Origin of the sequence: Citrobacter rodentium NBRC 105723 = DSM 16636 (genome assembly GCF_021278985.1) — a bacterium.
Classification (GTDB): Bacteria; Pseudomonadota; Gammaproteobacteria; order Enterobacterales; family Enterobacteriaceae; genus Citrobacter_A; species Citrobacter_A rodentium.
The window spans coordinates 4,918,775-4,942,694 of sequence record NZ_CP082833.1 but is presented as its reverse complement, the minus strand read 5'-3'; the positions used below and the strand labels follow the sequence as shown (position 1 = coordinate 4,942,694).

Here is a 23,920-nt window from a genome sequence, read left to right as displayed (position 1 = left end):
CAGTACGGTTGGTTAAAACGTGTTCGCGCTTCCCACAGCGCGACAATACGCTATTGCAAATGAAAATAGTTATCAATAGTATTATCACTATATTTCACCGGTTATTGAAAAACTGCGCAATAAACATGGGGTTAAGAAGGTGACGGCGTTAACGGTAGGCAGCGAATCCTGGTGGCAGTCAAAAAACGGCCCTGAATGGCGGCAGGAAGCCGACGGTGATTACCAGGTGACCTTCTGGTGGCGCGATCCGCAGGGCGATGAAAACCGTTCACCAGTACGGCGCGTCTGGGTCTATATCACCGGCGTCACCGATCATCATCAAAACGTGCTGCCTCAGACGATGCAGCGCATCACCGGCACCGACGTCTGGCAGTGGTGCACCCGCCTGAGCGGCAACTGGCGCGGCAGCTACTGTTTTATTCCCTCCGATCGCGATGACATTTTTGCCGACCTTAAGCCGGGCGTGACGCCTGACCGCGCGGCGTTGCGTGAAGGCTGGCGACAGCTGCTGCCGCTGGCAATTGCCGATCCGCTAAATCCGCTGAGCTGGCGGGGCGGGCGGGGCCATGCGGTGTCGGCGCTGGAGATGCCGCAGGCGCCTGCGCAACCGGGGTGGGACGATCCGCAGCCGCCGCTCTCCGCTCCCGTTTTACTGCAATGGCGCAGTCGACGGCTGGGCAATACGCGTCGGGTATGGGTCTTTACCAGCACAGAGAACACAGACGATGAGCGGCCGCTGGCGATCCTGCTCGACGGGCAGTTCTGGGCCGAAAGTATGCCGGTCTGGCCTGCGCTTACTTCGCTTACCCGGCGGCGCGAACTTCCTCCTGCGGTGTATGTGCTGATTGACGCCATCGACATCGCGCAACGCAGCCGTGAACTGCCCTGCAACGCTGATTTCTGGCTGGCGGTACAGGAAGAGTTATTGCCGCAGGTCAGCGCCGTTGCGCCGTTCAGCGATCGTCCGGAACGCACGATCGTGGCGGGACAAAGCTTCGGCGGCCTGGCGTCGCTGTACGCCGGGCTGAAGTGGCCTGCGCGTTTTGGCTGCGTGCTGAGCCAGTCCGGATCCTACTGGTGGCCTCATCGCGGCGGCCAGCAGGCGGGGGCGATTATCGAACAGCTTAAAGCCGGAGAGCTTTGCGCGCAGGGGCTGCGGATTATCCTCGAAGCCGGGGTTAACGAGCCGCTGATTTTGCGCGCGAATCAGGCGCTTTACGCACAACTACACACCACACAGCAGTCGGTTTTCTGGCGTCAGGTTGACGGCGGACATGATGCGCTTTGCTGGCGCGGCGGGCTGATGCAGGGGTTAATTGACCTCTGGCGGCCGCTGGGCCGAACGGGCGATTTGCCACGACAGGAGTTGAGTATGGAATTCACCAATCCCTTCGACAATCCGCAGGGACAGTTCTACATTCTGCAAAATTCGCAGCGTCAGTTTAGCCTCTGGCCGCAGCAGTGCGCGCTGCCGGAAGGTTGGCAGGTGGTGTGTGAGCCGCAGTCTCAGGAGGCATGTCAGCAGTGGCTGGAAAGCCGCTGGACCACGTTAGTTCCGCAGCACTATGCCGTTGCCCGGGAGGCGCTATGAGCCGTCGTTTACCGCTCGTCGCCGCGCAGCCCGGCATCTGGATGGCGGAAAAACTCTCAACTTTGCCGTCGGCCTGGAGCGTGGCGCACTACGTGGCGTTAAACGGCGAGCTGGATGCGCCTTTGCTGGCGCGCGCCATCGTTACCGGAATGCAGCAGGCTGACACTCTGCGGATGCGTTTTAGCGAAGATAACGGCGATGTCTGGCAGTGGGTGGACGAGTCGCTGACCTTCGCGGAACCGCCGATTACCGATCTGCGTCATGCCGCCGATCCCCATCAGGCCGCGCTTGCCGTGATGCAGGCGGATCTGCAACAGAACCTGCGGGCGGACAGCGGAAAGCCGCTGGCGTTTCAGCAGCTGATTCAGGTGGCGGATGACCGCTGGTATTGGTATCAGCGTTATCATCATCTGCTGGTCGATGGCTTCAGCTTCCCGGCGATTACCCGACAGATCGCCATGATTTACCGCGCATGGCAGCGGGGAGACGCGACGCCGGCGTCGCCGTTTACCCCCTTTGCCGATGTTGTCGATGAGTATCAACAGTATCGCCAGAGCGACGCCTGGCAGCGCGACGGCGCCTTCTGGGCGCAGCAGCGCAGCGAACTGCCGCCGCCGGCCTCGCTGTCGTCCGCCCCCTTGCCGGGACGCGCGGCGACGGCGGATATCCTGCGCCTGAAGCTGAACGCGCCGGAAGGGGCGTTCCGCAGGCTTTCGGCCCACTTTCCTGACGCTCAGCGCGCCGATTTAGCGCTGGCGCTGGTGACGCTGTGGCTCGGCAGAGTGTGCAACCGGATGGAGTACGCGGCGGGCTTTATCTTTATGCGCCGTATGGGGTCGGCGGCGCTGACCGCCAGCGGACCGGTTCTCAACGTGCTGCCTCTTGCCGTACGAATTGACGCCGCGGAGAGCTTGGCAGAACTGGCGCAACGCCTCTCCGCGCAGCTGAAAAAAATGCGCCGCCATCAGCGCTATGATGCGGAGCAGATTGTCCGCGACGGCGGGCGCGCCGCCGGAGAGGAGCCGCTGTTCGGCCCGGTGCTCAACGTGAAAGTGTTTGATTATCAGCTCGATCTGCCTGGCATCCGGGCGCAGACCCATACGCTGGCGACCGGACCGGTTAACGATCTCGAACTGGCGCTGTTTCCGGATGAAGAGGGCGGCCTGAGCATAGAACTGCTCGCCAACCGCCAGCGTTACGATGAAGCGACCCTGACAAAGCACGCCGCGCGGCTGACGGCGATGATCGAACAATTTGCCGAAAACCCGGCGCTGCGCTGCGGTGACGCTGAGATGCTGCTAACGTCAGAGTATCAACAGTTTGCCTGGATAAACGCCACGGCGGTGGAGATTCCCGCCACGACGCTCAGCGCGCTGGTGGCGCAACAGGCGAGCAGAACGCCGGATGCCCCGGCGCTGGCGGATTCGCTCTATCAGTTCAGCTATCGTGAAATGCGCGAGCAGGTGGTGGCGCTGGCGACGCTGCTGCGTCAGCGCGGCGTGAAGCCGGGCGACAGCGTGGCGGTCGCGCTGCCGCGCTCGGTCTTCCTGACCCTCGCCCTGCACGGCATCGTGGAGGCAGGGGCGGCCTGGCTGCCGCTGGACACCGGTTATCCCGACGATCGTCTGCGGATGATGCTGGAAGATGCGGGGCCGAAGCTGCTGATCACCACCGAGGAGCAACTGCCGCGCTTCAGTGATATTCCGGGGCTGGAGAGCCTCTGCTACGCGGAGCCGCTGGCGGGCGGCGACACCGCGCCGCTCGGGTTATCACAGCCGCAGCATACCGCTTATATCATCTTTACCTCCGGTTCGACCGGCAGGCCGAAAGGAGTAATGGTAGGCCAAACCGCTATCGTCAACCGCCTGCTGTGGATGCAGAACCATTACCGCCTGACGGCAGACGACGTGGTGGCGCAAAAAACGCCGTGCAGCTTTGACGTTTCGGTCTGGGAATTCTTCTGGCCGTTTATTGCCGGGGCGAAGCTGGTGATGGCCGCGCCGGAGGCGCACCGCGATCCGTTCGCCATGCAGCATTTCTTTTCCCGTTATGGGGTGACGACCACTCACTTTGTTCCGTCGATGCTGGCGGCGTTTGTCGCCGCGTTAACCCCGGAAAGCGCCCGGCAAAGCTGCGCGACCCTGAAGCATGTGTTCTGTAGCGGCGAAGCGCTGCCCGCGGATTTATGCCGTGAATGGGAGCAGCTTACCCATGCGCCGTTGCATAACCTGTACGGCCCGACCGAGGCGGCGGTGGACGTCAGCTGGTATCCGGCCTCGGGCGAGGCGCTGGCGGCGGTTAACGGCAGCAGCGTGCCGATTGGCTTCCCGGTCTGGAACACCGGCCTGCGCATTCTTGATGCGATGATGCATCCGGTGCCGGTGGGCGTGGCGGGCGATCTCTACCTGACCGGCATTCAGCTGGCGCAGGGCTATCTGGGGCGTCCGGATCTGACGGCGAGCCGCTTTATTGCCGATCCCTTTGCTCCCGGCGAGCGGATGTACCGCACCGGGGACGTGGCGCGCTGGCTGGATAACGGCGCGGTGGAGTATCTCGGGCGCAGCGACGATCAGCTGAAGATCCGCGGTCAGCGGATTGAGCTGGGGGAAATTGACCGCGTTATGCAGGCGCTGCCTGACGTCGAACAGGCGGTGGCCCATGCCTGCGTCTTTAACCAGGCGGCGGCGACCGGCGGCGACGCTCGCCAGCTGGTGGGCTATCTGGTGTCGCGCTCCGGCCTGCCGCTGAATATCCCGGCGCTCCAGGCGCAGCTGCGCGACAAACTGCCGCCGCACATGGTGCCGGTGGTCCTGCTGCAACTGGCGCAGCTACCGCTCAGCGCTAACGGTAAACTGGACAGAAAAGCGCTGCCGATGCCGGAACTGACGCGCCGCGTTAAAGGCCGCGCGCCGCGACCGGGAGCGGAAAGCCGCGTGGCGCAGGCGTTCAGCGCGCTGCTGGGCTGCGAGGTTGATGACGTTGAGGCCGATTTCTTTGCGCTGGGCGGTCATTCACTGCTGGCGATGAAGCTGGCGGCGCAGCTCAGCCGTGATTGTGCGCGGCAGGTGACGCCGGGGCAGGTGATGGTGGCCTCTACGGTTGCCCAGCTTGCGGCGCTGCTGGCCGCCGATGACGATGCGCAGAGCCGGCGTCTGGGTTTTGAAACGCTGCTGCCGCTGCGTAAAAGCGACGGCCCGACGCTGTTCTGCTTCCATCCGGCGTCCGGATTCGCCTGGCAGTTTAGCGTGCTGTCGCGTTATCTCAGTCCGCAGTGGTCGATTACCGGCATTCAGTCGCCGCGTCCGCACGGGCCCATGCAGACGGCTGCCGATCTCGATGCGGTCTGTGAACGTCATCTGACGACGCTGCTTGCGCAGCAGCCGCACGGCCCCTATTACCTGCTGGGCTATTCGCTGGGCGGCACATTAGCCCAGGGTATTGCCGCGCGCCTGCGCGCCCGCGGTGAAACGGTCGCCTTTCTCGGCCTGCTCGATACCTGGCCGCCGGAAACGCAAAACTGGTCGGAAAAAGAGGCCAACGGGCTGGACCCTGAGGTGCTGGCGGAAATTGACCGCGAGCGGCAGGCGTTTCTTGCCGCACGGCAGGGGAATACCTCAGACGAGCTGTTCGGCATCATTGAGGGCAACTATGCTGATGCCGTCCGGCTGCTGACCACTGCGCACAGCGTGCCGTTTGACGGGCGGGCGACCCTGTTTGTCGCCGAACGGACGCTGCCTGAGGGAGTGAGTCCGGAAAAAAGCTGGGCGCCGTGGATCGCAGAGCTGGAGGTGTACCGTCAGGACTGCGCCCACGTCGACATTATCTCTCCGGCGGCGTTTGAGTCGATTGGCCCGATCGTTGCGCGGAAGCTGAACGGCGGGTAAGCGGCAGAGTGTAAAACCGTCGGACAGACCTGCGCGCTGTCCGGCTGCTTTATTTCCGCTTCGTGCGTCCGAGCGGCACCACCAGCGGCGTCCCCGCTACCGGATCGGCGATAATCGTGCAGCGCAGCCCGTAGATCTGTTCAATCAGTTCCGCGCTGACAATCTCTTTCGGCGCGCCTTCGGCGACAATTTTCCCGTCGCGTAGGGCAATTAAATGGGTGGCATAACGGCAGGCCTGATTCAGATCGTGCAGCACCGCTGCAAGGGTATAACCTTTCTCGCGATTCAGTTCGCTCAACAGCTCCAGCAGATCGATCTGATGGCTGATATCCAGCCAGGTGGTCGGCTCGTCCAGCAGCATAATTGACGTCTCCTGCGCCAGCACCATTGCGATCCACGCGCGCTGGCGCTGCCCGCCGGAGAGCGTATCGACGTTCTGGTTCGCCAGATGGGTTATGCCGGTGGCGCGCATCGCCCGGGCGACCGCCTCCTCATCTTCCTTGCGCCAGCGGGTGAATAATGGCTGATGCGGATAGCGCCCCCGCGCCACCAGTTCCTGTACGGTAATATCGCCCGGCGTGGTGGCGTTTTGCGCCAGCAGGCCGATGCGCCGCGCCACCTCTTTGCTGGCGTAGCGCTGGATGTGCTCGCCGTCGAGCCAGACGTGGCCGTGGGCGGGCGTCATCAGACGACTCAGGGTGCGCAGCAGCGTCGATTTTCCGCAACCGTTGGGGCCGATAATGGCGGTGAAATGTCCATCCGGGATCGATACGCTGAGATTTTCGGCCACGGTATATTTGCCATAACCCAGCGTTAACTGGTCGCCACGCAAACGGGCTACTGATTCGATCATTTTTTGCGGGACTCCTGAATGAGCAGGGCGATAAGGTAGATACCGCCGAGGCTGACGGTGACAACGCCTACCGGCAGCTGATAAGGCATAAACAACTGCTGCGCGCCGAGATCTGCTGCCAGCAGCAGCAGCCCGCCGCACAGCGCGGACTGGGTTAAGCCCCAGCGGGCGGTGCCGCTGATTCGCCGGGCAATGTGCGGCGCAACCAGCGCAATAAACGAAATGGGGCCGGCCAGCGCGGTAGCGGCGGCGGTTAACGCCACGGCGACCAGCATCATCAGCAGACGCGAGCGCTCGACGCTGACGCCCAGCGCGCAGGCGCTGTCGTCACCCATTTCCAGCAGCCGCATCCGGCGCACCAGCAGGGCGGCGCAGAACAGCATCAGGATAATCAGCGGCGCGGAGGGCCAGGTTTTTGACCACGTCAGGCCATTCAGCGACCCGGCGTTCCACAGCCCGGCGGTGAGCGCCGTCTCCAGCGAGGCCTTCAGCAGCAGCCAGGTGTTAAACGCCACCAGCATTGCGCGCATACCGATGCCGATAATAATCAGGCGGAAGGTGTCGATGCCGTTGCGCCAGGCGAGCAGCCAGACCACCAGCGAGGTGAGAATTCCCCCTGCCATCGCCGCCAGCGCAATGGCGGTCAGCTGCTGACCAAACAGCACCATCGCCACCAGCACGCCGCTCCATGCCCCGGTGTTAAAGCCCATCACGTCCGGACTGCCCAGCGGGTTGCGCATCAGCGACTGAAAGATCGCCCCGCTGACGCCGAGCGCCGCGCCAATCAGCAGCGCCATCAGCACGCGCGGCAGGCGCCATTCGGTGACGACCATCGTGATATTGCGCGGCGCATCGCCGAGCAGGGCGGCGAAAATCTGCGAGGTATCAAGGGGAACGGCGCCGCTGCGCAGGCTCCAGACGCCGAGGATCAGACAGCCGACGATCAGCGACAGGCAGCTGACGAGCAGCCGACGGGAAACGCGCATCATGCGATACCCCGCGGACGTCGACGCACCAGAAACATTAATACCGGCGCGCCGATAAAGGCGCTCAGCACCGACACGCGCAGTTCGCCGGGGACAATCAGGCGTCCGATTATATCGGCGAACAGCAGCAGGGCAGGGGTGGCCAGCAGCGTGACGGGCAGCGACCAGCGGTGATCGGCGCCGACCAGCCAGCGCGCCATGTGCGGCATCATCAGGCCGATAAAGGCAATGGGGCCGACGATTGCCGTGGCGCTGCCGCACAGCACGGTGATCGCCAGCAGGCCGATAAGCTGCGTGCGCGCGACCTTACTGCCCAGCGCCGTGGCGGTGTCGCTGCCGAGGCTCAGACTGTTCAGCGCGCGGCTGAGCATCAATGCCGTCGCGCCCGCAATCAGCACCGGCACGATGACCACCCTGAGGGTATGCAGATTGCGGATGTCCAGCGAACCGGCCTGCCAGAAGCGCAGCTGATCGTAGACGTCCGGATTCAGCAGCGCGATGCCGCTGGTCAATCCTTCCAGCACCGCCGCCAGCGCCACGCCCGCCAGCGTCAGGCGCACCGGACTGAGCTGACCACCGCCCTGGCTGCCGGTAAACGCCACGATCAGCGAGGCCGTCAGCGCCCCGGCGAAGGCCATCGCCAGCTGCTCCTGCGGGCTGGAGAAACCAAACAGCGCCGCGCCGAGCACGATGGCGAAACTGGCGCCGGAATTGACGCCCAGCAGGCCGGGGTCGGCCAGCGGGTTACGGGTCAGCGTTTGCATCAGCGCCCCGGCAAGACCTAACGCGCCGCCCGCCAGCAGCCCGGCCAGGGTGCGCGGCAGACGCGCGTCCAGCACGATAGTGCAGTCGGCGCTATGACAGCTGCCGCTCAGCGCGTCCAGCACCACGGCGGTGGGGAGGGGCTTTGCCCCGATAATCAGGCTTAATGCCGTAGCGACAATCAGTAATAACAACAATCCGGGCACGGCAATGGCGCGCGTCACGGAAACAGAGCATGACATATCCACTTCCCTGATAATGATAGTAATTATCGTTATCGATCTTATTTGATTATGTTAGCATGTGCAGCTAGCGAAAGTATATTAAGAGCCTGTTTTCCGGGCCTGACTGGCAAAGGAAGCGGCGCAATGGACAAGTGCTAAGGCATTGTAATGAATAAAAACTCCTGGCTGCTCAACCTCAGCCTGTTAAAGACGCATCCGGCATTTCGCGCGGTCTTCCTTGCTCGTTTTATCTCCATCGTTTCGCTGGGCCTGCTCGGCGTGGCGGTGCCCGTGCAGATCCAGATGATGACCCACTCCACCTGGCAGGTGGGCCTTTCGGTGACGCTGACCGGCTGCGCGATGTTTGTCGGGCTGATGGTCGGCGGCGTGCTGGCCGACCGCTATGAGCGTAAAAAAGTGATCCTGCTGGCGCGCGGCACCTGCGGCATCGGCTTTATCGGCCTGTGCCTGAACGCCATGCTGCCGGAACCGTCGCTGATAGCGATTTATCTGCTCGGACTGTGGGATGGTTTTTTCGCCTCGCTCGGCGTGACGGCGCTGCTGGCGGCAACCCCTGCGCTGGTGGGGCGCGAGAATCTGATGCAGGCCGGGGCGATTACCATGCTGACGGTGCGTCTGGGGTCGGTGATCTCGCCGATGCTCGGCGGTCTGCTGCTTGCCTCCGGCGGCGTGGCCTGGAACTACGGTCTGGCGGCGGCGGGGACGTTTATTACTCTGCTGCCGTTGCTGAGCCTGCCCGCGCTGCCGCCACCGCCGCAGCCGCGTGAGCATCCGCTGACCTCGCTGCTGGCGGCGTTCCGCTTCCTGCTCGCCAGTCCGCTGATTGGCGGTATCGCGCTGCTCGGCGGCCTGCTGACGATGGCGAGCGCGGTGCGCGTGCTCTATCCGGCGCTGGCGTCGGGCTGGCAGATGTCGGCGGCGCAGATTGGCCTGCTGTACGCCGCTATTCCCCTCGGCGCGGCGGTCGGCGCGCTGACCAGTGGACAGCTGGCGCACAGCGCGCGTCCGGGTCTGGTTATGCTGATTTCCACCGTCGGATCGTTTCTGGCGATTGGTCTGTTCGCGCTGATGCCGGTCTGGGCGCTGGGTATGGTATGCCTGGCGCTGTTCGGCTGGCTGAGCGCGGTCAGTTCGCTGTTGCAATACACGATGCTGCAAACCCAGACGCCGGAACATATGTTGGGGCGCATCAACGGCCTGTGGACCGCGCAGAACGTCACCGGCGACGCCATTGGCGCAGCGCTGCTGGGAGGTCTGGGGGCGGTCATGACGCCGGTCGCATCGGCAAGCGTCAGCGGATTTGGCCTGGTGGCGGTTGGCGTGATGTTGATGCTGCTGCTAAGCGAGCTGCGGCGTTTTCGTCAGCAGCCGGGCGAAGCCCCGCAGGCCGGATAAGGCACAGCCGCCATCCGGCAAAACAGAGGTTAAAACAGTCCCGTAGGCCGGATAAGGCGCAGCCGCCATCCGGCAAAAGCACGGATTAAAACAGCGCCGCAATACGGTCCAACACCCGCATCGCGCTGTAATAATCCAGACGGAAGGATTCGGTGCCCAGCGCATAAACGCGCTTATTCTGCACCGCAGGCAGGTGCGCCAGCAGCGGGTTGGCATAAATCGCTTTCTCGTCCTTTTCGTCTCCGGCAAACAAAAACAGCGCTTCGCCGTTCAGCCCGGCGGCCAGGTTTTCCCCGCCAAGCTGAATGATGTCGTGACGTTTGCCCTGACTCTGACTGGCCTGCAACCCTCCAGGCAGCGGCGCCAGCGTAAAGCCAAGCTGCTCCAGCAGCTGGCCCTGGGCCGATTCCGGCGTCCACAGATTAGCGCTGTGGGCGGCGGCGGTATAGACCAGCGCGCTTACCGGCTGCGGCGGCAGCGTCAGCTGCTGCTTCACGCTCGCCAGCTTTTTATCGAACTCGGCGATGCGGCTGGCGGCCTGCTTTTCCTGGCCGGTAATCTCGCCCAGCTGCGTCAGCAGCGTCTGCCAGCTTTTATCATCGTAGTTGATGATTAACGTTGGCGCGATGGTCGAGAGCTGATCGTAGAGCGCCAGCGCGGAGTCGCCGCCGGTCGCGCTGATCAGAATCAGATCCGGCATTTGCGCGGCGATGGCCTCAGCGCTCGGTTCGCCGATATACAGACGCGTCAGTTTGCGCGCTTTCGCCACCTCGCTCCACTGGCGTAAAAAGCCCCGATCGTCAGCCACGCGGTTGTTTGGGGTGGTGGCGCCGCTGGCGACGACCGGCGCATCAATCGCCAGCAGGGAGCCGGTGAGGGTGACGCTGGTAGAGATGATACGTTCAGGCTTGTGCGCCAGCGTGTGGCTTCCGCGGCTGTCGGTGATTTGACGCGGCCAGTCGGCGGCCTGGGCTGAGGAGAATCCGAAAACGAAGAGGGCGATTAGCAGGCCGGGAAGGGAAGAGAGTCTCACAAATCAGTTCCTGGGTAGTGTTATTAATGCTTCTCATTTTCATTATTAAGCGTGGGGGATGCAAGCGTTAGTCGCACAATGTGCTGCGCAGGAGTTGACATAGTGGCTGTTTACTTTTAGGTTAGCGCCGAAATATAAATGATAATCATTATTAAAGCCTTTATCATTTTTGGAGGATGATATGGATACGTCACTGGCTGAGGACGTTCAGCAGACGATGGCAACGCTTGCGCCCGATCGCTTTTTCTTTATGTCGCCGTACCGCAGTTTTACGACGTCAGGTTGTTTTGCCCGCTTTGATGAACCCGCCGTCAACGGCGATTCGCCAGACAGTTCCTTCCAGAAAAAATTACACACCCTGTTTGCCGATGCCAGGGCCGCCGGCATCGACAAGCCGGTGGTGGTCGGCGCGATTCCTTTCGATACCCGCCAGCCTTCAGCGCTGTTTATTCCCGAAGCCCGGGAAAGCTTTTCCCGCCCGCAGAAACAGCACGCCTCGCGTTCTTTTACTGCCCATCAGTCGCTCAACGTCATTGAGCGTAAAGCGATTCCGGAGCAGAAAACCTTTGAGACGATGGTCGCCCGCGCCGCCGCGCTGACTGCGACGCCGGAGGTCGACAAGGTGGTGCTGTCGCGGCTGATTGATATTACCACCGATGGTGACATCGACAGCGGCGCGCTGCTCGAGCGCTTAGTGGCGCAAAATCCGGTTAGTTACAACTTCCATGTGTCGTTGCAGGATGGCGTCGTTCTGCTCGGTGCCAGTCCTGAACTGCTGCTGCGCAAAGAGGGCGATCGCTTCAGCTCGCTGCCGCTGGCAGGTTCGGCGCGTCGCCAGCCAGATGAGGTGCTGGACAGGGAAGCGGGCAACCGACTGCTGGCTTCTGAAAAAGATCGTCATGAACACGAGCTGGTGACCCAGGCGATGAAGGCCGTGCTGCGCGATCGCAGCAGCGATCTGCAACTGCCGGATTCGCCGCAGCTGATTACCACCCCGACGCTGTGGCACCTCGGCACGCCGTTCGAAGGCAAAGCCAACGCCGGGGAAAATGCCCTGACGCTGGCCTGCCTGCTGCATCCTACCCCCGCGCTGAGCGGCTTCCCGCATCAGGCGGCGAAACGGCTGATTGCCGAACTGGAGCCGTTTGACCGCGAACTTTTTGGCGGCATCGTTGGCTGGTGCGACGCCGAAGGCAACGGCGAGTGGGTGGTGACGATCCGCTGCGCCAGATTGCATAAAAACCAGGTTCGTCTGTTTGCGGGGGCGGGAATCGTTCCGGCCTCTTCGCCTGTCGGAGAGTGGCGCGAAACCGGTGTGAAGCTCTCCACGATGTTGAACGTCTTTGGATTGCATTAAGGAGTGATGATGAGCATACCTTTCACCCGCTGGCCTGACGACTTAGCCCGTCGCTACCGCGAAAAAGGGTACTGGCAGGATCTGCCGTTGACCGACATTCTGACCCGCCACGCAGACAGCGACAGCACGGCGGTGATCGACGGCGAGCGACGCCTGAGCTACCGCGAGCTGAACCAGGCGGCGGATAATCTGGCCTGTAGCCTGCGCCGTCAGGGCATCCAACCGGGCGAAACGGCGCTGGTGCAGTTAGGCAACGTCGCGGAGCTGTACATCACCTTTTTCGCCCTGCTGAAACTTGGCGTCGCGCCGGTGCTCGCGCTGTTCAGCCATCAGCGTAGCGAACTGACCGCCTATGCGCAGCAGATTGAACCGGCGCTGCTGATTGCCGACCGCCAGCACGCGCTGTTCGCCGCTGATGATTTTCTGCCTACCTTTATTGCGCAGCACAACTCCATTCGCGTCGTACATCTGCTGAACGACAGCGGCGAGCGCTGTCTGCAGACGGCGATAAAGACCCCTGCGGCGGATTTTACCGCTACCCCTTCGCCTGCCGATGAAGTGGCGTATTTCCAGCTCTCCGGCGGCACCACCGGGACGCCGAAACTGATCCCGCGTACCCATAACGACTACTACTACAGCGTGCGCCGCAGCAATGAAATCTGCCGGTTCACCGCGCAGACGCGCTTTTTATGCGCCATTCCGGCGGCGCATAACTACGCGATGAGTTCGCCGGGGTCGCTGGGGGTGTTCCTCGCGGGCGGGATCGTGGTGCTGGCCGCCGATCCGAGCGCCACGCTGTGCTTCCCGCTGATTGAAAAACACCAGATTAACGCCACGGCGCTGGTGCCGCCTGCGGTGAGCCTGTGGCTACAGGCAATCAGTGAATGGGGCAGCAATGCGCAGCTGGCCTCGCTGAAGCTTTTGCAGGTTGGGGGTGCGCGTCTGTCCGCGTCGCTCGCCGCGCGCATTCCGGCGGAGATCGGCTGTCAGCTTCAGCAGGTCTTCGGCATGGCGGAAGGGCTGGTGAACTACACCCGCCTCGACGACAGCCCGCAGCGGATTATTCATACCCAGGGACGTCCGATGTGTCCGGACGACGAGGTGTGGGTGGCCGACGCCGACGGCAACCCGCTGCCGCAGGGGGAAACCGGACGGCTGATGACGCGCGGCCCGTATACTTTCCGCGGCTACTTCAAAAGCCCGGAGCATAACGCCAGCGCTTTTGACGCCAACGGTTTTTACTGCTCAGGCGATCTGATCTCCATCGATGAGGATGGCTACATCACCGTGCATGGCCGTGAAAAGGATCAGATCAATCGCGGCGGCGAGAAGATCGCGGCGGAAGAGATCGAAAACCTGCTGCTGCGCCATCCGGCAGTGATCCACGCGGCGCTGGTCAGTATGGACGACGAACTGATGGGCGAAAAAAGCTGCGCCTGGCTGGTGGTTAAAGAACCGCTGCGCGCCGTGCAGGTGCGCCGCTTTCTGCGCGAACAGGGCGTCGCCGAATTTAAGCTGCCGGACCGTGTGGAGACCGTCGAGGCGCTGCCTCTGACCCCGGTCGGTAAAGTCGATAAAAAACAATTACGTCAGTGGCTGGCAACGCGCCCGGCCTGAAGGAGAATATACGATGGCAATCCCTAAACTGCAGGCCTACGCGCTGCCAGACGCACAGGATATCCCGACCAACAAGGTTAGCTGGGCCTTTGACCCCGAGCGCGCGGCGCTGTTGATTCATGATATGCAGGACTATTTCGTCAGCTTCTGGGGCGAAAACTGCCCGATGATGGAACAGGTGATCGCTAATATCGCCGCCCTGCGCGACTACTGCAAAGCGCACCATATTCCGGTCTATTACACCGCGCAGCCGAAAGCGCAGAGCGATGAAGATCGCGCGTTGCTGAACGATATGTGGGGGCCGGGTCTGACCCGCTCGCCGGAACAGCAAAAGGTGGTGGAGAGCTTAACGCCGGATGAAGCCGATACCGTGCTTGTTAAGTGGCGCTACAGCGCGTTTCACCGCTCGCCGCTGGAGCAGATGCTGAAAGAGACCGGGCGCAATCAGCTGATCATCACCGGCGTGTACGCGCATATCGGCTGTATGACCACCGCTACCGACGCGTTCATGCGCGACATCAAACCGTTTATGGTGGCCGACGCGCTGGCGGATTTCAGCCGCGAGGAGCACCTGATGGCGCTGAACTATGTTGCCGGGCGTGCCGGACGCGTGGTGATGACTCAGGATCTGCTGCCCGCGCCGGTACCGGCCAGCAAAGAGGATCTGCGGGCGCTGATCCTGCCGCTGCTCGATGAGTCCGAAGAGCCGATGGATGATGAAAACCTGATCGACTATGGCCTTGATTCGGTACGTATGATGGCGCTGGCGGCGCGCTGGCGCAAAGTGCATGGCGATATCGACTTCGTGATGCTGGCGAAAAACCCGACGATTGACGGCTGGTGGAAACTGCTGTCGCGCGAGGTGAAATAATGGCCGGGTTCGATTTTCGCGGTAAAACGGTGTGGGTCACCGGCGCGGGCAAGGGCATTGGCTACGCCACCGCGCGGGCGTTTGCTGAGGCAGGCGCGCAGGTGACGGGCTTCGATCGTGCGTTCGTGCTCAGCGACTACCCGTTTGCCTGCGAAGTAATGGACGTGGCGGACGCGGAACAGGTAAGCGATGTTTGCCAGCGGCTGCTGGCGCAGACTGAACGACTGGACGTGCTGGTTAACGCCGCCGGGATCTTGCGAATGGGGGCCACCGATGCGCTGAGCCAGGACGACTGGCAGCAGACCCTGGCGGTTAACGTCGGCGGCGCGTTTAACCTCTTTCAGCAGACGATGGCGCAGTTTCGACGCCAGCAGGGCGGGGCGATCGTCACCGTTGCTTCTGACGCCGCCCATACGCCGCGCATCGGCATGAGCGCCTACGGCGCGTCGAAAGCGGCGCTGAAAAGCCTGGCGCTGAGCGTCGGGCTGGAGCTGGCGGGCAGTGGCGTGCGCTGTAACGTGGTGTCGCCGGGCTCCACCGACACCGATATGCAGCGCACCTTATGGCAAAGCGATGACGCGGAACAGCAGCGCATTCGCGGCTTTGGCGAACAGTTCAAGCTCGGTATTCCGTTGGGGAAAATCGCCCGCCCGCAGGAGATCGCCAGCACCATTATGTTCCTTGCGTCCGATCTGGCCAGCCACATTACGCTACAGGATATCGTGGTGGACGGCGGCTCAACGCTGGGAGCGTAATGATGATCTGGAAACGTCACTTAACGCTTGCAGAGCTGAACGCCACCAGCCAGAACACGATGGTGGCGCATCTGGGTATTGTCTACACCCGGCTTGGCGACGATGTGCTGGAGGCGGAAATGCCGGTCGACAGCCGTACCCATCAGCCGTTTGGCCTGCTGCACGGCGGGGCGTCGGCGGCGCTGGCGGAGACGCTGGGATCGATGGCCGGTTTTCTGCTGACCCGCGACGGCCAGTGCGTGGTGGGCACTGAGCTGAACGCCACCCATCATCGTCCGGTCTCGCAGGGCAAAGTGCGCGGCGTTTGCCAGCCGCTGCATCTCGGACGCCAGAGCCAGAGCTGGGAAATCGTGGTATTTGACGAGCAGGGTCGGCGCTGCTGCACCTGTCGGCTGGGAACGGCGGTTATCGGCTGAGATAAACGCCCCTCCCGCTTCAGGGAGGGGCAAGGGCTTAAAGCTGCGACAGGATGCGGCGCAGCAGGCGGATTCGTGGTTCGATCGAGGCGATATCCAGCCACTCTTTCGGGCTGTGGAAACCAGCGCCCACCGGACCAAGACCATCCAGCGTCGGTATACCTAACGCGGCGGTATGGTTCGCGTCGCTGCCGCCACCGACGGCCTGCCAGCTAATCGCAATACCTTCTTCTTTACCCGCCTGCTCAACCAGCGCCATCAATTCGCCGGTCGCTTCGCTCGCCGCCATCGCGGGCTTATGAGTGACCAGAGTCAGCGTGGTGGCGACCCCTTCAAGGAATCCCTGTTCACACATCGTCTGCAGCGCCTGACGGACGCGGGCATCCTCTTCATTTTGCCAGAAGCGCACGTCCAGTTCGGCAAACGCGCTGTCCGGCACCACGTTGGCGGCGCTGCCGCCGCGCACCACGCCGACGTTAAGCGTGGTTCCCGTGCTGCTGTCGGCAAGAGCATTGATGGCGACAATGCTGTTCGCGAGGGCGGTAATCGCCGAACGACCTTTTTCCGGTTCGTTACCGGCATGGGCGGCTACGCCGCTAAAGGTCAGATGGTAACCTGCCATCCCTTTTCGCGCTTTCACCAGCGAGCCGTCGGCGCGCGCCGCCTCACAGACTAAAACGCAGCGCGATTTTTTCGCCAGCTCGCCAATCCACTCATGAGAATGAACGCTGCCGGTCTCTTCATCGGGGTTCATGGCCACGGCGATCGCCAGCCGTTCACGATGTTCCGGGGCCAGCGTGCGCATGGCCCAGAGGATATTGAGCAGGCCGCTTTTCATATCGGAGACGCCCGGCCCGTACAGGCGGGTTTCATCGCGGCTTAACGGACGTTCGGCAACGGTGCCAGGCGGAAAAACGGTGTCCAGGTGGCCGACGAGCAGTACGTCGAATTTTTCGGCATCGGGCTTATTGGTGACAAAAAGCCCCGGTCCCACCGCATCGCCCAGATTAACGGTGTCTACGCGCCAGCCCTCCTGTAGCCAGAGCTGACGAACGATTTCCGCTACCCTGGCGACGCCATCAATAGTGCTGGTGCCGCAGTCCACGTTGACCAGCGTTTGCAGTTCGGCAATGTACTTTTCGAGATTCATAAATTGTCCTTAATTCAGAGAATGATGCGCATCAGCAGCATGGCGATAAACGCGTTAACGATCGAGATAGCGATCATCAGCGGAATACGTCTGGCCTGGGTGCCAATCACCCCGAGAATGCGTCCCAGATACTGCACCTGAGAGCCCATCAGGTAGATGGCGGGAGCCAGAATGGCAAGGTGTTGGCCGGTAAGGATCCCCTTGTCAAACAGACCAATGGCGACGCCGATCCCGCCGCCCATCGACATCCAGCCGCCGATCAGCACCGCCGCGGCTTCGCCGGGAAGACCAAACAGTCCCATCAGCGGGGCGAAAACCATCCCCATCCCTTTCAGCGCGCCGGTGATTTCCAGCGCTTTGATGATAATAAAGGCCATGACCACGTTGGGCAGCGTGCTGCTGGTGGCAATGTTCCATCCTTTACGGGCGCCTTCAACGAATACGTCCGTGATGACCGGTCTGGCGTTTGGCACGCTCATCAGGCTTCTCCTTTTTCTGCGGTGGTTACCGGGGCGCTTTTATTGTTGAAGGTAAGGATCAGGCGCATCAGATTGGCGCCGAAGATTTTCATCACGAACATCACCATAATGCAGACGCCGATAGAGGTGGGAACGGCAGGCGTACCGTCCATCGCTATCAGGGTAAACAGAATGGCGCCGGAGGAGAAAAAGTTGGTGATCATCGCCCCGGCGGAGAACTGAAACATGGCGAAAATGTCCTTCTCTTTTTCGGTAATTTGACCCTCATCGGACAGGTTGCGGGTCAGCGAAGCGCCAACGTCGGTGCTTTGCAGGCTACCGATCAGCGCCAGACCGGTGTTACCGGGAATGCCCATCAGCGGACGCAGCAGTGGCGTTAACAGGCGGCGCGCAGCGCGCAGCGCGCCGTAATGCTCCAGCACGTTAATCATCCCCAGCGCGAACATCACCGCTGGAATAAGACCAAGGGCGAATAGAAAACCATCCATCGCGCCGTTGCCGCCCACGCCGCGGAAGGCGCTGGTGGTGGTGGCAATGGTATCTCCCTGTTGGCTGACGCCGCTGACGACGCGGCCAAAAGCACCGTTGAGAGTGGTAAAGTCAAAGACGCCATACCACTCCTTACCGCCCAGCAAACCTGAAAAAAAGACGGCCGCAAAAGCCAGGGCGAAGTAGGCGCCAGCTCCTGTTTTTTGCTCCTTTACATCCGAACTACTCATTTCCATCTCCTTGTAGATACGCGTTTTAGCCCGCTTATTCTGACGACACGGGCAATTAAAAAAATGATTCAAATCATTTCATCAATCAACGCAGTGGAAACGAATAAAAAACTGTGAACTGGGGGAATATTTTGCTGTGGGGCGAGTTTTTCGACGGAAAGTGATCTGCTTAACAATGCAATGTAAAAAACAGGTGATGGTTCAGGTTTGTAAGGTTGTCAGGTTGTTAAATTGCCAAAAGGTGTTATAGAAACAAAATGTAACATCTCACTTCTCTGGAACACGTAGACGGATAACAACCATGAATAAATCAGGGAAATATCTTATCTGGACGCTGCTCTCGGTACTGGGCGCGTTTGCGCTTGGCTATATTGCGCTTAACCGTGGAGAACAGATCAACGCGCTGTGGATTGTGGTGGCGTCGGTCTGCGTCTATCTCATCGCCTACCGGTTTTACGGATTGTACATTGCCAGAAACGTGCTGGCGGTAGATCCGACGCGTATGACGCCCGCCGTGCGTCATAACGATGGTCTGGACTATGTGCCGACCGACAAAAAAGTGCTGTTCGGTCATCATTTCGCGGCGATTGCCGGCGCAGGCCCGCTGGTCGGGCCGGTACTGGCGGCGCAGATGGGCTATCTGCCGGGGATGATCTGGCTGCTGGCCGGCGTCGTGCTGGCCGGGGCGGTGCAGGATTTTATGGTGCTGTTTGTCTCCACCCGCCGCGACGGGCGCTCGCTGGGCGAACTGGTCAAAGAAGAGATGGGGGCGACCGCCGGGGTGATCGCGCTGGTGGCCTGTTTTATGATCATGGTGATTATCCTCGCGGTGCTGGCGATGATCGTGGTGAAGGCGTTAACCCACAGTCCGTGGGGAACTTATACCGTGGCGTTCACCATTCCGCTGGCGATCTTTATGGGCATCTATCTGCGCTATCTGCGGCCAGGGCGCATTGGCGAAGTGTCGGTGATTGGCCTGGTATTCCTCGTCTTTGCGATTATCTCCGGCGGCTGGGTGGCGGAAAGCCCAACCTGGGCGCCATATTTTGATTTCACCGGCGTACAGTTAACCTGGATGCTGGTCGGTTACGGCTTTGTGGCGGCGGTGCTGCCGGTGTGGCTGCTGCTCGCGCCGCGCGATTATCTCTCCACCTTCCTGAAAATCGGCACTATTGTCGGCCTGGCGGTCGGCATTCTGATTATGCGTCCGACTCTGACCATGCCCGCGCTGACGAAATTCGTCGACGGCACCGGGCCGGTATGGACGGGGAATCTGTTCCCGTTCCTGTTTATCACTATCGCCTGCGGTGCGGTATCTGGCTTCCATGCGCTGATCTCCTCCGGCACCACGCCGAAGATGCTGGCGAATGAAGGGCAGGCCTGCTTTATCGGCTACGGCGGTATGCTGATGGAGTCCTTTGTGGCGATTATGGCGCTGGTTTCCGCCTGTATTATCGATCCGGGCGTCTATTTCGCGATGAACAGCCCGATGGCGGTGCTGGCGCCGGCCGGAACGACGGACGTGGTAGCTTCTGCCGCTCAGGTGGTCAGTAGCTGGGGCTTTACGATTACCCCGGACACGCTGAATCAGATCGCCAGTGAAGTGGGTGAACAATCGATCATTTCCCGTGCGGGCGGCGCGCCGACGCTGGCGGTGGGGATGGCGTACATTCTGCACGGTGCGCTGGGCGGCATGATGGACGTGGCCTTCTGGTATCACTTCGCTATTCTGTTTGAAGCGCTGTTCATTCTGACCGCGGTGGACGCAGGCACGCGTGCGGCGCGCTTTATGCTACAGGATCTGCTGGGCGTCATCTCTCCGGGGCTGAAGCGTACCGATTCGCTTCCCGCCAACCTGCTGGCGACGGCGCTGTGCGTACTGGCGTGGGGCTATTTCTTGCATCAGGGGGTAGTCGATCCGTTAGGCGGCATTAACACCCTGTGGCCGCTGTTCGGCATTGCCAACCAGATGCTGGCGGGAATGGCGCTGATGCTCTGCGCGGTGGTGCTGTTCAGGATGAAGCGCCAGCGCTACGCGTGGGTGGCGCTGGCGCCAACGGCATGGCTGCTGATTTGTACGCTGACCGCCGGCTGGCAGAAGGCCTTTAGCCCGGATGCGAAAATCGGCTTCCTGGCGATTGCCAACAAGTTCCAGGCGATGATCGACAGCGGCAATATTCCGCCGCAGTACACTGAGTCGCAGCTGGCACAGCTGGTGTTCAACAACCGTCTGGACGCTGGCCTGACTATCTTCTTTATGGTGGTGGTCGTGGTGCTGGCGCTGTTCTCGATCAAGACCGCGCTGGCGGCGCTGAAAGAGGACAAGCCGACGGCGAAAGAGACGCCGTACCAGCCGATGCCGGCAAATGTGGATCAGATTGTCGCGCAGGCGAAAGGCGTGCACTAACATATCAACCCCCTCTCCCGACCGGGAGAGGGGAGTCAGACAGGTGGTAAAAGATGTTTGATACGCTTTCGAAAGCCGGAAAATATTTAGGCCAGGCGGCGAAGTTAATGATCGGCGTGCCGGATTATGACAACTATGTCGCGCATATGCGCGCGACCCATCCCGAGCAGACGCCGATGACCTATGAAGAGTTTTTCCGCGAGCGTCAGGATGCGCGCTATGGAGGGAAGGGGGGCGCGCGCTGCTGCTGATGCTCTTCATCATTCAGATGGCTGCTGCGTTTTCACCGGCCAGGCCGGATAAGCGTGAGCGCCATCCTGCGCCTTTCAGCTTTATTTCACCGTCCAGGCTTTAGAATATCGACGGTTGGCAAACAGCTCCTGCAGGCCGTTGATCTGTTTCAGGCGCAGCACCTCATCTTCGTCCATACCCAGCTCTTTGCCGATACGCTCGTCGCTCCACCCCAGCAGCGCCAGCTCGCGCACTATCTCTGACATCGCGTGGATCTGATGACGCCCTCTGGCGCGGTTATGGCGAATCGTCGCGGCCATGCGTTCGTGGCGGGTGCGTTCAAGGCAGGATACCGGAAGATAACCTTTCAGCCGGGAGCGGATCGCCGCTTTACCCTTGCCTAACTCATGGCGGTGAAAGCCATCGACGATTTCATACTCCCCGCTTCTGGCTTGCGAAACGACGATAGGTTGTGTGAAACCGTCCGCTTCGATCGATTTCAACAACAGCTTTTTCTCCGGTGGCGCGACGTTGTTCGGGTTGTAATCGTTAGGCGTAATCTGTTCATTTTTGACCCAAAGTACGCAGTCAACCGGCTCATCGCGAAATGGGCTGACGCTGTGTATCACCATGCGAAATTCATTGATCGCCTTGATCCGCTCCTCTTCACTCAAAGACGAGAGAAAGCGCGTAAGCTCCTGCTTTAATCGTTGTTGCATAGGATTCCCCACTCTTTACGTTTTGCTTTCATGCGTTCGCTGTAACGCTGGTAGCTTCTGGGTTTTGTCGGGCTGAAAGAGAGCGCCCGGCACCAGTAATCATTGTTCAGCAGCACTTTGCAGATGCGTCGCCATGAAGGAATGTCTTTCGAACCGATATCGCCTTGCTGGGTTTGCGGTATTTCGTCGAGACCGTTTTTTTTGTACCAGTGCAAATAGGCGGCGATCTTATTGCGATAATGCTCCGCCGTTTCTTCCGGCATGCTAAATAACAGCAGCATTGCATATTCCTGCCAGCTCAGGTGTTCGGGTTTGAGAATTTTGCGATGACCGTAGAAATGGTTGCCCTGTCCGGCATAAATACCGCCGCTACGCACGCCGCTGACGCGGGCGCACATCGTCGCCCAACGTTCGGGTTCCAGAACGTGGTACAGCCACAGTCCCTGGCGCTGCTCGGGGCCAAAGGGTTCGCAAATCCGCATATAACGGGGCGGCACCCCCGCCTGGTACATCAGGTTATATAGCGGATTACAGGGGAGTCTGGTACGGCCAAACCATGTCCAGATATCAGCGGTTTGCCAGTCGTACATCGGGTAAATATACCAGGTATGTCCCCCCGGTGCGGAGGTGGTCCAGGGCTTATCATCAGCGAAACGCTGTTTACTCAGGTTGGCAATGGCGACAAAACGATTATAAGACTCGTCTGCGCGGATCCCGACCAGCATGGCGGCGGGGCGTTTATTTGAAAACCAGTCGGCGAAATCGCGCACGAACTGTTCAAAGGTCATGCCCGCCTGATAAAACGGAAAAAATGCGGTATCGGTTATCGCATCTGCCGGCGGCTGGCGTACCCAGCAGGTATTCGGTTCCCAGCATTGCCATTCCTGCTGGAATTGCGAAAGAGAATTTTGCGTCGTCATCGGTAATGCCACCCAATAGAATTGCTCAATGACGTCGGAATACATTTCGCGCATTGCTTCAATATAACGGATGGTGCAGGAAAATTGCGCTTCCCAGTCTATAAACAAAACGCTAATTTTTTTACCGGACTGGCGCGCAAGTTTAGCTGTTAAATGCAACATAATCCCGGAGTCTTTACCCCCGGAAAATGACACGCATACGCGTGGGAGATTTTCAAGGGTCCATGCTATTCGTTCTTCAGCGGCTTCAAGAACGTTTTGCTCTAATGGAATTTTATAAACCGACATACCAACACGAGTCCCTGCAAGATATTACGTGTCCATATATACCATAAGATAAGCCGGCGTGTTTAAGATAAAACACAATATTTATATTCATTTCAGAAGAAAATGAATTCAATACTAAATATTAGCATAGTAAATATGTTGACCTAAATGAAATTCAGGGGACATTATCCAGACAGGAAATCACTTCGGCGAATAACTTGTTGTTCAGCGAAGCGCGATTATACATATAATAGAGACGCAACGAGGGGGTTGATAAGGGGTAGGCGACGCGCTTAAACCCCAGTAGCGGCTGGTAAAAATCGTACACGGGTTTGGGGATAAATCCGATGATATCCGTTGTGGCGATGACGTTGGCGATAGAGATAACCGACTGGCTTCTGAAGCCAATTTTTCTGCCTTTGATGATATTATCCGGATGAAGCTGAAACTCTTTTACCCCCGGATCGTCGTGCATAAGCATTGTGAATTGCTCTTCAGTTATCTCGTCCAGTGATGAATGTTCATGAATACGCGGATGATCTTTATTGCATATCAGAACGCACTCGACCGGTCTGGAGGGCTTACAGACGATGGAGAGATTATTCACCGCATACAGAGAGATGACCAAATCGGCTTTACGGTAGGCTAATAAATCTTCCGCCGATTCTTTACTGGCTATAATATCGTGATGCTCAATTTCAATGTTCCTGTTTTGACGGATCTGCTTAATCAGCATTAAGACATTGCTGGAGATAATTATTTGTGGACCATAGATAATGAATTTCTTTCTGATATCCGTCTCATGCATAATATTTATGGTTTGCTCGAGACTATTTAGATTATTTTCAAGATGGTGATGTAAGTTAATTCCCATTGTGGTCGGCGTAATGCCTTTGCCCGAACGGATGAATAAGGGATCGTTTAGCTGAGTCCGTAGCCGCTGTAACGACTGGCTAACCGCAGAGGGCGTGATGTAAAGCGTTTCGGCCGCTTTGCTGATGCTGAGATGTTGATAAATGCATTCAAATATAACTAACAAGTTAAGGTCGAACTTTTTGAGATCGTAAAGGTTAGCCATGTGTTTTTCCTTTTCTCACTTTTTGATATGAAATCATCCGTATCATTAATGCTTTCCGTGTCATCTTAAGCTAAAGAAATCAATGCCTGACTTAAAGTTAGTTTTAGTATGGCTAAAATAGCACAATAAAATTTCTTTGGGGAACTATTTAAATTATATTCAGGGTGGTTATATTTGAGATATTT

20 protein-coding genes and 1 pseudogene are annotated in these 23,920 nt (G+C 59.7%); 11 read left to right on the top strand and 10 right to left on the bottom strand.

Translation table 11 applies throughout. From position 1 onward, the window contains the following. Positions 1-139: 139 nt before the first annotated feature. The 3 genes and pseudogenes from fes to entF form a co-directional block, all read left to right on the top strand. Positions 140-1,336: pseudogene (fes, locus tag K7R23_RS23560) on the top strand (enterochelin esterase); the annotation flags it as partial. 36 nt (positions 1,337-1,372) lie between these two features. Further along, positions 1,373-1,591, top strand: coding sequence for an MbtH family protein (locus K7R23_RS23555; RefSeq protein WP_024132533.1), 219 nt, complete (start codon positions 1,373-1,375; stop codon positions 1,589-1,591). Then, positions 1,588-5,475 (top strand): enterobactin non-ribosomal peptide synthetase EntF, encoded by a 3,888-nt coding sequence (gene entF, locus K7R23_RS23550; protein ID WP_012904935.1) that lies wholly within the window; start codon positions 1,588-1,590, stop codon positions 5,473-5,475. The genes K7R23_RS23555 and entF overlap by 4 nt, the downstream gene beginning before the upstream one ends. Before the next feature lie 49 nt (positions 5,476-5,524). Here the strand turns inward: entF and fepC are convergent, their stop codons facing one another. The 3 genes from fepC to fepD are packed head-to-tail and all read right to left on the bottom strand — an operon-like array spanning position 5,525 to position 8,318. Beyond that, the gene (fepC, locus tag K7R23_RS23545; protein WP_012904936.1) at positions 5,525-6,328 is read right to left on the bottom strand and encodes an iron-enterobactin ABC transporter ATP-binding protein; all 804 of its coding nucleotides are present in this window, start codon (positions 6,326-6,328) and stop codon (positions 5,525-5,527) included. Further along, positions 6,325-7,317 carry an iron-enterobactin ABC transporter permease gene (fepG, locus tag K7R23_RS23540; RefSeq protein WP_012904937.1) on the bottom strand — a complete coding sequence of 331 codons (993 nt, stop codon included), beginning with the start codon at positions 7,315-7,317 and terminating at the stop codon, positions 6,325-6,327. The genes fepC and fepG overlap by 4 nt, the downstream gene beginning before the upstream one ends. Further along, the gene (fepD, locus tag K7R23_RS23535) at positions 7,314-8,318 is read right to left on the bottom strand and encodes a Fe(3+)-siderophore ABC transporter permease (RefSeq protein WP_012904938.1); all 1,005 of its coding nucleotides are present in this window, start codon (positions 8,316-8,318) and stop codon (positions 7,314-7,316) included. The genes fepG and fepD overlap by 4 nt, the downstream gene beginning before the upstream one ends. A gap of 150 nt (positions 8,319-8,468) precedes the next feature. Between fepD and entS the strand changes: the two genes are divergently transcribed. Next, positions 8,469-9,716, top strand: a complete 1,248-nt coding sequence (gene entS, locus K7R23_RS23530) for an enterobactin transporter EntS (protein ID WP_012904939.1) — start codon at positions 8,469-8,471, stop codon at positions 9,714-9,716. An 85-nt stretch (positions 9,717-9,801) separates the two neighbouring features. Here the strand turns inward: entS and fepB are convergent, their stop codons facing one another. After that, positions 9,802-10,749 carry a Fe2+-enterobactin ABC transporter substrate-binding protein gene (fepB, locus tag K7R23_RS23525; RefSeq protein ID WP_012904940.1) on the bottom strand — a complete coding sequence of 316 codons (948 nt, stop codon included), beginning with the start codon at positions 10,747-10,749 and terminating at the stop codon, positions 9,802-9,804. Between the two features lie 181 nt (positions 10,750-10,930). Here fepB and entC point away from each other — a divergent pair, with 181 nt between their 5' ends. From entC to entH, 5 genes are read left to right on the top strand one after another with little or no spacing between them, the layout of a single operon-like run. After that, positions 10,931-12,106 carry an isochorismate synthase EntC gene (gene entC / locus K7R23_RS23520; protein WP_012904941.1) on the top strand — a complete coding sequence of 392 codons (1,176 nt, stop codon included), beginning with the start codon at positions 10,931-10,933 and terminating at the stop codon, positions 12,104-12,106. A 9-nt stretch (positions 12,107-12,115) separates the two neighbouring features. Then, on the top strand, positions 12,116-13,723 hold the full coding sequence (gene entE, locus K7R23_RS23515; protein ID WP_012904942.1) for a (2,3-dihydroxybenzoyl)adenylate synthase EntE: 1,608 nt from the start codon (positions 12,116-12,118) through the stop codon (positions 13,721-13,723). A gap of 13 nt (positions 13,724-13,736) precedes the next feature. Further along, positions 13,737-14,594, top strand: coding sequence for an isochorismatase (locus K7R23_RS23510; protein WP_012904943.1), 858 nt, complete (start codon positions 13,737-13,739; stop codon positions 14,592-14,594). After that, positions 14,594-15,349: a 2,3-dihydro-2,3-dihydroxybenzoate dehydrogenase EntA gene (gene entA / locus K7R23_RS23505; RefSeq protein ID WP_012904944.1), complete on the top strand. Its 756-nt coding sequence runs from the start codon at positions 14,594-14,596 to the stop codon at positions 15,347-15,349. The genes K7R23_RS23510 and entA overlap by 1 nt, the downstream gene beginning before the upstream one ends. A gap of 2 nt (positions 15,350-15,351) precedes the next feature. Beyond that, positions 15,352-15,765, top strand: a complete 414-nt coding sequence (gene entH, locus K7R23_RS23500) for a proofreading thioesterase EntH (protein WP_024132534.1) — start codon at positions 15,352-15,354, stop codon at positions 15,763-15,765. Positions 15,766-15,802: 37 nt separating this feature from the next. On the opposite strand, the gene K7R23_RS23495 is transcribed toward entH, so the two are convergent. From K7R23_RS23495 to K7R23_RS23485, 3 genes are read right to left on the bottom strand one after another with little or no spacing between them, the layout of a single operon-like run. Beyond that, the gene (locus K7R23_RS23495; protein ID WP_012904946.1) at positions 15,803-16,915 is read right to left on the bottom strand and encodes a M20 family metallopeptidase; all 1,113 of its coding nucleotides are present in this window, start codon (positions 16,913-16,915) and stop codon (positions 15,803-15,805) included. Positions 16,916-16,929: 14 nt separating this feature from the next. Continuing rightward, positions 16,930-17,394: a YjiG family protein gene (locus K7R23_RS23490; RefSeq protein WP_012904947.1), complete on the bottom strand. Its 465-nt coding sequence runs from the start codon at positions 17,392-17,394 to the stop codon at positions 16,930-16,932. Beyond that, entirely contained in the window at positions 17,394-18,113 is a 720-nt protein-coding gene (locus tag K7R23_RS23485) for a nucleoside recognition domain-containing protein (protein ID WP_012904948.1), read from the bottom strand. Before K7R23_RS23485 ends, K7R23_RS23490 begins: the two co-directional genes overlap by 1 nt. A 301-nt stretch (positions 18,114-18,414) precedes the next feature. On the opposite strand from K7R23_RS23485, the gene cstA reads away from it, so the two are divergent. Further along, positions 18,415-20,520 carry a pyruvate/proton symporter CstA gene (gene cstA / locus K7R23_RS23480; RefSeq protein ID WP_012904949.1) on the top strand — a complete coding sequence of 702 codons (2,106 nt, stop codon included), beginning with the start codon at positions 18,415-18,417 and terminating at the stop codon, positions 20,518-20,520. Between the two features lie 53 nt (positions 20,521-20,573). Then, a complete protein-coding gene (locus tag K7R23_RS23475) occupies positions 20,574-20,771 on the top strand; it encodes a YbdD/YjiX family protein (protein WP_012904950.1) in 198 nt (65 codons plus the stop codon). Between the two features lie 81 nt (positions 20,772-20,852). On the opposite strand, the gene K7R23_RS23470 is transcribed toward K7R23_RS23475, so the two are convergent. The 3 genes from K7R23_RS23470 to citR all read right to left on the bottom strand — a co-directional run bounded on the left by K7R23_RS23470 (position 20,853) and on the right by citR (position 23,735). Beyond that, entirely contained in the window at positions 20,853-21,470 is a 618-nt protein-coding gene (locus K7R23_RS23470) for an IbrB-like domain-containing protein (protein ID WP_042623122.1), read from the bottom strand. Next, a complete protein-coding gene (locus K7R23_RS23465; RefSeq protein WP_012904952.1) occupies positions 21,455-22,678 on the bottom strand; it encodes a phosphoadenosine phosphosulfate reductase in 1,224 nt (407 codons plus the stop codon). The genes K7R23_RS23470 and K7R23_RS23465 overlap by 16 nt, the downstream gene beginning before the upstream one ends. Before the next feature lie 154 nt (positions 22,679-22,832). Beyond that, positions 22,833-23,735, bottom strand: a complete 903-nt coding sequence (citR, locus tag K7R23_RS23460; protein ID WP_012904953.1) for a DNA-binding transcriptional repressor CitR — start codon at positions 23,733-23,735, stop codon at positions 22,833-22,835. Between the last annotated feature and the right edge of the window lie 185 nt (positions 23,736-23,920).

Excerpts from the sequence above, each read along its gene's own strand:
- K7R23_RS23555 (WP_024132533.1), top strand. The coding sequence starts at position 1,373 with ATGGAATTCACCAATCCCTTCGACAATCCGCAGGGACAGTTCTACATT.
- entF (WP_012904935.1), top strand. The coding sequence starts at position 1,588 with ATGAGCCGTCGTTTACCGCTCGTCGCCGCGCAGCCCGGCATCTGGATG.
- fepC (WP_012904936.1), bottom strand. The coding sequence starts at position 6,328 with ATGATCGAATCAGTAGCCCGTTTGCGTGGCGACCAGTTAACGCTGGGT.
- fepG (WP_012904937.1), bottom strand. The coding sequence starts at position 7,317 with ATGATGCGCGTTTCCCGTCGGCTGCTCGTCAGCTGCCTGTCGCTGATC.
- fepD (WP_012904938.1), bottom strand. The coding sequence starts at position 8,318 with ATGTCATGCTCTGTTTCCGTGACGCGCGCCATTGCCGTGCCCGGATTG.
- entS (WP_012904939.1), top strand. The coding sequence starts at position 8,469 with ATGAATAAAAACTCCTGGCTGCTCAACCTCAGCCTGTTAAAGACGCAT.
- entC (WP_012904941.1), top strand. The coding sequence starts at position 10,931 with ATGGATACGTCACTGGCTGAGGACGTTCAGCAGACGATGGCAACGCTT.
- entE (WP_012904942.1), top strand. The coding sequence starts at position 12,116 with ATGAGCATACCTTTCACCCGCTGGCCTGACGACTTAGCCCGTCGCTAC.
- K7R23_RS23510 (WP_012904943.1), top strand. The coding sequence starts at position 13,737 with ATGGCAATCCCTAAACTGCAGGCCTACGCGCTGCCAGACGCACAGGAT.
- entA (WP_012904944.1), top strand. The coding sequence starts at position 14,594 with ATGGCCGGGTTCGATTTTCGCGGTAAAACGGTGTGGGTCACCGGCGCG.
- entH (WP_024132534.1), top strand. The coding sequence starts at position 15,352 with ATGATCTGGAAACGTCACTTAACGCTTGCAGAGCTGAACGCCACCAGC.
- K7R23_RS23495 (WP_012904946.1), bottom strand. The coding sequence starts at position 16,915 with ATGAATCTCGAAAAGTACATTGCCGAACTGCAAACGCTGGTCAACGTG.
- K7R23_RS23490 (WP_012904947.1), bottom strand. The coding sequence starts at position 17,394 with ATGAGCGTGCCAAACGCCAGACCGGTCATCACGGACGTATTCGTTGAA.
- K7R23_RS23485 (WP_012904948.1), bottom strand. The coding sequence starts at position 18,113 with ATGAGTAGTTCGGATGTAAAGGAGCAAAAAACAGGAGCTGGCGCCTAC.
- cstA (WP_012904949.1), top strand. The coding sequence starts at position 18,415 with ATGAATAAATCAGGGAAATATCTTATCTGGACGCTGCTCTCGGTACTG.
- K7R23_RS23475 (WP_012904950.1), top strand. The coding sequence starts at position 20,574 with ATGTTTGATACGCTTTCGAAAGCCGGAAAATATTTAGGCCAGGCGGCG.
- K7R23_RS23470 (WP_042623122.1), bottom strand. The coding sequence starts at position 21,470 with ATGCAACAACGATTAAAGCAGGAGCTTACGCGCTTTCTCTCGTCTTTG.
- K7R23_RS23465 (WP_012904952.1), bottom strand. The coding sequence starts at position 22,678 with ATGTCGGTTTATAAAATTCCATTAGAGCAAAACGTTCTTGAAGCCGCT.
- citR (WP_012904953.1), bottom strand. The coding sequence starts at position 23,735 with ATGGCTAACCTTTACGATCTCAAAAAGTTCGACCTTAACTTGTTAGTT.